The sequence below is a fragment of the Limnobacter sp. UBA3528 genome, from assembly GCF_002377005.1.
Lineage (GTDB): Bacteria > Pseudomonadota > Gammaproteobacteria > Burkholderiales > Burkholderiaceae_B > Limnobacter.
On the sequence record NZ_DFOZ01000043.1, the window covers coordinates 1 to 7,051 of the forward strand.

The following is a 7,051-nucleotide window of genomic DNA, read 5'->3' on the forward strand; positions in this document are numbered from 1 at the left end:
ACACCCACCACACAGAAGGGGCAACGCTCGCGTTCACACAGTTGCGTGAACAATTCTAGCGACTCGGGTGCAATGCCCATCACATAGCGCTCTTGCGATTCATTGCACCAAATTTCAGCGGGGCTCAAGCCACTTTCATCCAGATTCACTTTGCGCAAATCAAATTCCGCACCTTTGTTCGATGCGTCTGCCAACTCGGGGAATGCGTTGGAAATACCACCCGCACCCACGTCGTGAATGCTCAAAATCGGGTTGGCTTCACCCATGGTCCAGCAGCGGTCCAGCACTTCCTGCGCACGGCGTTCCATTTCAGGGTTGGCACGTTGCACGGAATCAAAGTCGAGCGACTCGGTGTTGGTGCCCGCATTCATCGATGAAGCAGCTCCCCCACCCATGCCGATGCGCATACCAGGGCCGCCCAGTTGAATTAACAAACTGCCCGCGGGCAAGTCACATTTGTGGGTGTGTACTTCACGAATATTGCCCAAGCCACCGGCGATCATGATGGGCTTGTGATACCCATAAACCCGATCACCCACACGTTGCTCGAAAGTGCGGAAATAGCCTCCCAAGTTCGGGCGACCAAATTCATTGTTGAATGCAGCCGCACCAATGGGGCCATCGATCATGATTTGTTCAGGGGTCGCTATGCGTGTTGGAATGCCAACAGGCTGTGGCTGCGCACTGTGCTGATTGTTGCGCTGTTCCAAGGGCACCAAAGCGTCTTGCCCACTTTCCCAGCTTTCGCTGCCACCCTCAAAACGCAAATGCGAAGTGGTAAAGCCACACAAGCCGGCCTTGGGCTTGGCACCACGCCCAGTCGCGCCTTCATCTCGAATTTCACCGCCTGAACCCGTGGCAGCGCCTGCATACGGCGAAATTGCCGTGGGGTGATTGTGGGTTTCCACCTTGATCACAAAATGCGTGGTTTCCGCGTGCGGGCGATACACGCCATCGGCATCAGCAAAAAAGCGCTCAGCCTTGCCACCTGCAATGACGGCGGCATTGTCGGAATACGCCACCACCGTGCCCTGCGGGGTGGTTTTGTGGGTGTTGCGGATCATGCCGAACAGGGTTTCACTTTGCGCTTGCCCGTCGATAGTCCAGGTGGCATTGAAAATTTTGTGGCGGCAGTGTTCGCTGTTGGCCTGCGCAAACATCATCAACTCCACGTCAGTGGGCGAACGTCCCATGGCCGTGTAAGCCTCGAGCAGGTAATCGATTTCATCTTCGCTCAAGGCCAAGCCCAGTTCACTGTTCGCTTTCACCAGTGAATTGCGGCCTTCACTCAATTCAACAATTTGCAGGCTTTTGCCCTGCAGGGGCAGGAACAAGCCTTTCACGTCAAACCCATCGGGCAGCACGGTTTCTGTCATGCGGTCGTACAGCGCAGCTTTCAAGGCTTGCAACGCAGCACCTTCAGGCAGCTTGCTGCCACCCAGCAAACCTTTTTTGAAAGTCAGCTGAAATTCAATGCCACGCTCCATGCGCACCACCTGCGCCAAACCCGCATTGTGGGCAATGTCAGTCGCCTTGGAAGCCCACGGGCTGACCGTACCCAGGCGGGGAACCACCACGTACGCCAGGTCAACACGGTCCAAGGCTGGCGCAGCGTGGCAGTAGTCGAGCAGGCCTTCCATCACTTTGCGCTGTTGCCCTTCCAGTGCACCCCGGGTCGCCACAAAGTGAACGAAATGCGCTCGCACCGCCGACACATTCGAATCAATGGCTTGCAGGCGTTTCAGCAAACCCTCTGCGCGAAAAGCAGACAAGGCAGAAGCGCCATGGAAGGTGGAAACATTGAATTGATCAGCCGAAGACAGGGCAAGAGACATGACAGCAGTGGGGGTGGTTGAGGTAATCTTGAATTATAAGTGCTACAGCCCCAAAACTGAGCGCAAAGCCCGGATAAACCACCCTGAATTTCCATGGAATACGCATGCCCGAACTGATTGACCTACACCCTGAGAACCTTGGCCATGCCAACTGGCAACAGGTGGACCAAAAATCAATGCCAGTGCTGTCGGTGACGCAAATTCGGGCACTGGAGCAGACGGCTTTTGCACACATTGATTCTTTTCTTCTGATGCAAGCCGCCGGGGTACGCTCAGCCCTGAAAATTGTGGATCAAATTATTCACAGCGAGACACATTCAACTCGCTGCGTGGTCCTGGCAGGGCCAGGCAACAACGGGGGGGACGCCTGCATTGTGGCAGGAGAATTAAAACGCAAAGGTTTACAAGTTGACTTGTTGCAAGTTACCGAGGGGAAACAAGGATCGAAAGACCGCATGCAAGCGGTGCTGTGGGCCTTGGCACACGGCATTCAACCCATCGAGCTTGAGCCCGACATGCCATTGCCTGAGATTGCTTTGGGTACAGTCATAGTCGACGGCTTACTGGGCATTGCCTGCGACAGGCCACCGCAAGGCCTGATTGAACGATTGATTCAACATGTCAACGCGCATCGTCACAAAGCCAGAGTGTATGCGCTGGACTGCCCCAGCGGGTTGAACTGCAACACGGGCCATGCCGCTGGCGCAGCCATTCACGCCCACACCACCTTCAGTTACCTGGCCTGCAAACAAGGCCTGTTAAGCGAGCGCGGCAAGGGTTTGTGCGGAGAACTGTGGATAGACTCGCTGAATTGCGATGCCCTGCTTGAAACAAACAAGCACACCAACGACTGGGGCCCATTTGTTCACGCTGTTTCCCGGCTTGATCAATTGCAACGCTCGCCTATGCGGGGTCATGAGCATCACAAAGGCAGCTTTGGAAGCATCGCAGTGCTGGGGGGTCAACAGGGCATGGTGGGGGCTTGTATATTAAGCGCCAGAACCGCGCTGATGCTGGGTTGTGGACGGGTAGCCCTGACGTTGCTGCATGAAACGGACCTGCATTTACCCGATGTTCAGCGCCAAGGACAATTGCCTTTTCTAGACCTGATATTTCCGGAAATCATGAACAAGGGCCTTGAGAGCAACCTGGAGTTTGCCGACACGGTCGTGGTTGGCCCAGGCCTGGGGCAAAGTGATGAAGCTTTAAACATGGTCTACGCACTGCTTGAGCACGACAAGGGTTTGAACATGGTTTGGGACGCCGACGCACTGAACCTTCTTGCCAAAAATTCGGCGTTGCGAGCGCGTTTTGAGCACTACCGGCGCAAACACCGCTCAAAAAGCATGGTTCTGACACCACACCCCCTGGAGGCAGCACGCTTGCTACAAAGCACCATTGACATGATTCAGACCGATCGCATCAAGGCGGTGAAATCGCTGGCCACCCAGTTTGATTGCACTGTGGTCTTGAAAGGAACAGGCAGCCTGATCTGCGATCCAAACCAAATTGAAATCAACACCACGGGTGGCCCTGCACTGGCCACCGCGGGCAGTGGCGATGTACTTGCCGGTGCGATAGCGGCCATGCTGGGCCAAGGGCTTGAAGAATTCAGGGCAGCATCCTTTTCGGTTTACCTGCATGGATTGTCGGTAGAACCTATCGGACGCGAAAGAGAAGGCCTGCACATTTCACATGCCAGCGAAATAGCCCAGCGCATGAAAACCTGTTTAAACCACCTCTTGAGCCAAAGCGCCCGCCGCAATGGTCAATTGTCGTGAACAGCGCGCCGCCAACTTGTCGTCGTGAGTCACCAGAATTAAAGTGGTACCCAGCTCTTTTTGAAGGTCAAACATCAAATCGATGATTCGCTGCCCAGTTGCAAAATCCAGGCTGCCCGTGGGCTCATCGGCAAACACAATCGTGGGTTTACGCACAAACGCCCTGGCCAGGGCCACGCGTTGCTGTTCACCACCCGAAAGGGTTTTGGGCGTGTGGTTCAGGCGATCTCCCAAACCCACCCGTTCCAACATTTCCTTGCAGGCCTTCTCGCGATTCTGCATCGGCGTCAACTCAGTGGCCAGCATCACATTCTCAAGCGCACTCAGGTGGTCGAGCAACTGAAATGACTGAAATACAAAACCCACATGCTCGGCTCGCAAGCTGGCACGGCGATCTTCGTTAAGTTGAGTTAAGTCTTCCCCCAAAAAGCGAACTGCACCGCTAGATGGAATGTCCAACCCAGCAAGCATGCCCAACAATGTGGACTTGCCTGAACCTGAGGCTCCCACAATGGCAACTGCTTCACCTTGATTTATAGTGAACGAAATGTTTTCAAGGATGGACAAACTACTTTGCCCGTCCTGAACCAATTGATTTAAACCTTCGACTTCGAGGATTGCACGACTCATGTTTGCCTTTACTGCAAAAAAAATTAAAAACGCCTTCGCATTTGGCCTGATCGCTTTTGGCTTGTCGACCAGTGTATCCAGCTTTGCGGCAAGTGCTGGCCAGCAATGCAAAATTCTGGTGATGGGCGACAGCCTTTCGGCTGCTTACGGTTTGCCCAAAGAACAAGGCTGGGTTGCTTTGATGGAGAGTCGTTTGGCTGAAAAGTTCCCGCACTGCAATGTGGTGAACGCATCGGTATCGGGTGAAACCACAGCGGGCGGAAAAACACGTTTGCCAGCACTGCTGAAGCAACATCAACCCACGCACATGATTCTGGAACTTGGTGCAAATGATGGATTACGAGGATTGTCGCTCGACACGATGAAAGACAACTTGACCAATATGCTGGTGGCTGCACGTCGCAGTGGGGCTCAGGCCGTGTTGATTGGCATGCAGATTCCCTCCAATTACGGCCCCGCCTACGCCCGTCGGTTTGGCGATACATTCCCCGACGTGGCACGCAAACAGAAAGTGCCACTGGTGCCGTTCATGCTGGAAGGTTTTGCACTAGATCCGACGGCCTTTCAAGCGGATGGAATTCATCCTAACGCAGGTGCACAGCCGAAGATTCTGGAAAACATTTGGCCGACGTTTTCTGCGACATTGAAGTGAATGCATACTTTTCGCATAACCCAAGCCAGAATGAGTGACGCGCTGCGAACCGCAATCACTCATTCGCTTGGTCAGAACGTCTTCTTGATCTCGACCTCAACACGCTTTTTCATTGCATCGCGTGCGGCCAGCAACAAGGCTTCTTGATACACCTGCCCTGCAATGTTCTCGTAGTACTGAACCACCTGCGGGTCGGCCTTCGCTTTGACTTCCGAAGACGGTGCACTGCTTTCAACCCAAGCCACGGCATAGCCATTGTTGCCCAGTCCAATCACCTTGGCTTTGGGCAATTCAGATACGCCTGTGTTCAACACAGACTGAGCCACCAAGCCAGGCAAACCTTCAGCACTCAAAGCCGACACGGTTTTTGAATCCGCAAAACCTGTCAACAAATCAGAACCAGCCTGTGGCTTTTCGCTGTCCAGCTTGGCGGCAAGTGCATCGGCGTCTTTCAATGCAGCTTTTGCAGCTTCTTCCTGCTTCAAGCGAGCCTGAATCACTGGTTTCATTTCCTCCAATGGACGTGCCGCTGCCGCGGTGTAATTCACAATGCGAGCTGACACCATGGTTTCACCCACTTGCACAGCCTTGGTGTTGTTTTTATTTTCAATCGAGTCTGATGAAAAAATTTCTGCGATCACTTTCGCATCTTTCAATACCTCTGGCGCGTTGGCAGCACCTTGGGTCAAACCATTGAAGGTTTGTGCCTGCACACCAAGTGCCTTGACCACGTTTTCAAACGACTGCCCGCCTTCGTACACCAACTCCGTAAAACGGCCTTGTGCGTCAGCGAACTGTGCGGTCATTTTCTGATTTTTGATTTCATCTGCAATTTGGGTTTTCACATCCTCAAGCGCTTGAACTTCACCGCCACGAATTTCAGTGACTTCAACAATGTGATAACCGAACTGGCTTTTCACCAAACCACTTAACTCACCTTTTTTCTGAGAGAACACAGCTTGCTCAAACTCGGGAACCATTGCACCTTTGCCAAAAAATCCGAGATCTCCGCCCTGGTTTGCAGAGCCGGGGTCGATTGAATACTGCTTGGCGAGTTCAGCGAACTTCGATGGGTTTGCTTTCAATTCGGCCAACACCTTTTCAGCCGCGGCCTTCAGATCGTCTGCAGAGGCACCCTCTTTCTCGGCATCCAACAAAATATGGCGGGCACGACGTTCTTCGGGTGTAGAAAAACGAGCCTTGTTTTGCTCGTAGTAAGCGGCAATATCAGCATCACTGACTTCAATTTTTGATTTGATGGTATCGGGCGAAAGCACTACATATTCAACATCGGCCTTTTGAGGCGCCATGAACTGCGCTTTGTTGGTTTCGTAAAATGCGGCCACTTGCTCATCGGTAATGCTGACGTTTGCAAGGTATGGGGCCAAATCAATATTTTTGACTCGCACAACGCGGCCAGCCAGCTGCACATCATCCAATTGGGTTTTCAATGTTTCGGGGAAGAAAGAAGCGCGCAACACGGGATCGAGCACCTGATTTCTAGCCAAACCAAAACGCACATTCGCCTCATGTTGCGTGGGCGTCAACCCACGCGCAGCCAATTCGCGCTTGTATGTTTCAAGATCAAATTTGCCATCCACCTGAAACAATGGAGTGCGTGCAATGTCTTCGGCCAGTGCTTTGTCTGACGCAGTCAAATACTGCTTCTGCACAGACTGTTGAAGCAAATATTGAAGCACCAATGTATCCAGCAATTGACGATTGATTTCAGGTGACTCAAACACCTTGGGATCAAAGTTCTCGCCAGACTGTGCACGAGCCTCCTCAATGCGCTCACGTTTGACCTGATCGAATTCTTCCTGACTAATTGGATAGTCGCCCACAATCGCCAAGGCATTGGCGTCCGCGCTGACGGTGTTGTATCCCTCAAGACCAAACAAGGCAAATGCGGGTGCAATAAACAGCAGCAGCACAAACTGCATGATCTTCTGATTGTTTCGGATGAATTCAAACATGTTTTGTAGGTGGGTTTAGTGTTGAACAACAAGCGAATACTATACCTGAAGGTACACACCGGAAAACCGTGTGGGGCGCGGCTGGGGTTGGAAATGAATGTGGGCGGAAATGAAAAAAGGGAATCCGAAGATTCCCTTTTTTGTTTGGCGGAGTGGACGGGGCTCGAACCCGCGACC

Annotated in this window: 5 protein-coding genes; 2 read left to right on the top strand and 3 right to left on the bottom strand. The window is 52.8% G+C overall.

Going from position 1 to position 7,051, the window contains the following annotated elements; all coding sequences use genetic code 11:
- The coding region (gene purL / locus B4N58_RS12355; RefSeq protein ID WP_291749846.1) for a phosphoribosylformylglycinamidine synthase at nucleotides 1-1,835 on the bottom strand (1,835 nt) is incomplete at its 3' end.
- 104 nt (nucleotides 1,836-1,939) lie between these two features.
- On the opposite strand from purL, the gene B4N58_RS12360 reads away from it, so the two are divergent.
- On the top strand, nucleotides 1,940-3,616 hold the full coding sequence (locus B4N58_RS12360) for an NAD(P)H-hydrate dehydratase (protein WP_291749847.1): 1,677 nt from the start codon (nucleotides 1,940-1,942) through the stop codon (nucleotides 3,614-3,616).
- Here B4N58_RS12360 and B4N58_RS12365 read toward each other — a convergent pair.
- Nucleotides 3,566-4,246, bottom strand: coding sequence for an ABC transporter ATP-binding protein (locus B4N58_RS12365; RefSeq protein WP_040513714.1), 681 nt, complete (start codon nucleotides 4,244-4,246; stop codon nucleotides 3,566-3,568). The genes B4N58_RS12360 and B4N58_RS12365 overlap by 51 nt on opposite strands.
- On the opposite strand from B4N58_RS12365, the gene B4N58_RS12370 reads away from it, so the two are divergent.
- Nucleotides 4,245-4,898 (top strand): arylesterase, encoded by a 654-nt coding sequence (locus B4N58_RS12370; protein ID WP_008252960.1) that lies wholly within the window; start codon nucleotides 4,245-4,247, stop codon nucleotides 4,896-4,898. The two genes, B4N58_RS12365 and B4N58_RS12370, sit on opposite strands and share 2 nt — an antisense overlap.
- A gap of 71 nt (nucleotides 4,899-4,969) precedes the next feature.
- Here B4N58_RS12370 and B4N58_RS12375 read toward each other — a convergent pair whose 3' ends face one another.
- Nucleotides 4,970-6,874, bottom strand: a complete 1,905-nt coding sequence (locus tag B4N58_RS12375; RefSeq protein WP_291749851.1) for a SurA N-terminal domain-containing protein — start codon at nucleotides 6,872-6,874, stop codon at nucleotides 4,970-4,972.
- Between the last annotated feature and the right edge of the window lie 177 nt (nucleotides 6,875-7,051).

Excerpts from the sequence above, each read along its gene's own strand:
- B4N58_RS12360 (WP_291749847.1), top strand. The coding sequence starts at position 1,940 with ATGCCCGAACTGATTGACCTACACCCTGAGAACCTTGGCCATGCCAAC.
- B4N58_RS12370 (WP_008252960.1), top strand. The coding sequence starts at position 4,245 with ATGTTTGCCTTTACTGCAAAAAAAATTAAAAACGCCTTCGCATTTGGC.
- B4N58_RS12365 (WP_040513714.1), bottom strand. The coding sequence starts at position 4,246 with ATGAGTCGTGCAATCCTCGAAGTCGAAGGTTTAAATCAATTGGTTCAG.
- B4N58_RS12375 (WP_291749851.1), bottom strand. The coding sequence starts at position 6,874 with ATGTTTGAATTCATCCGAAACAATCAGAAGATCATGCAGTTTGTGCTG.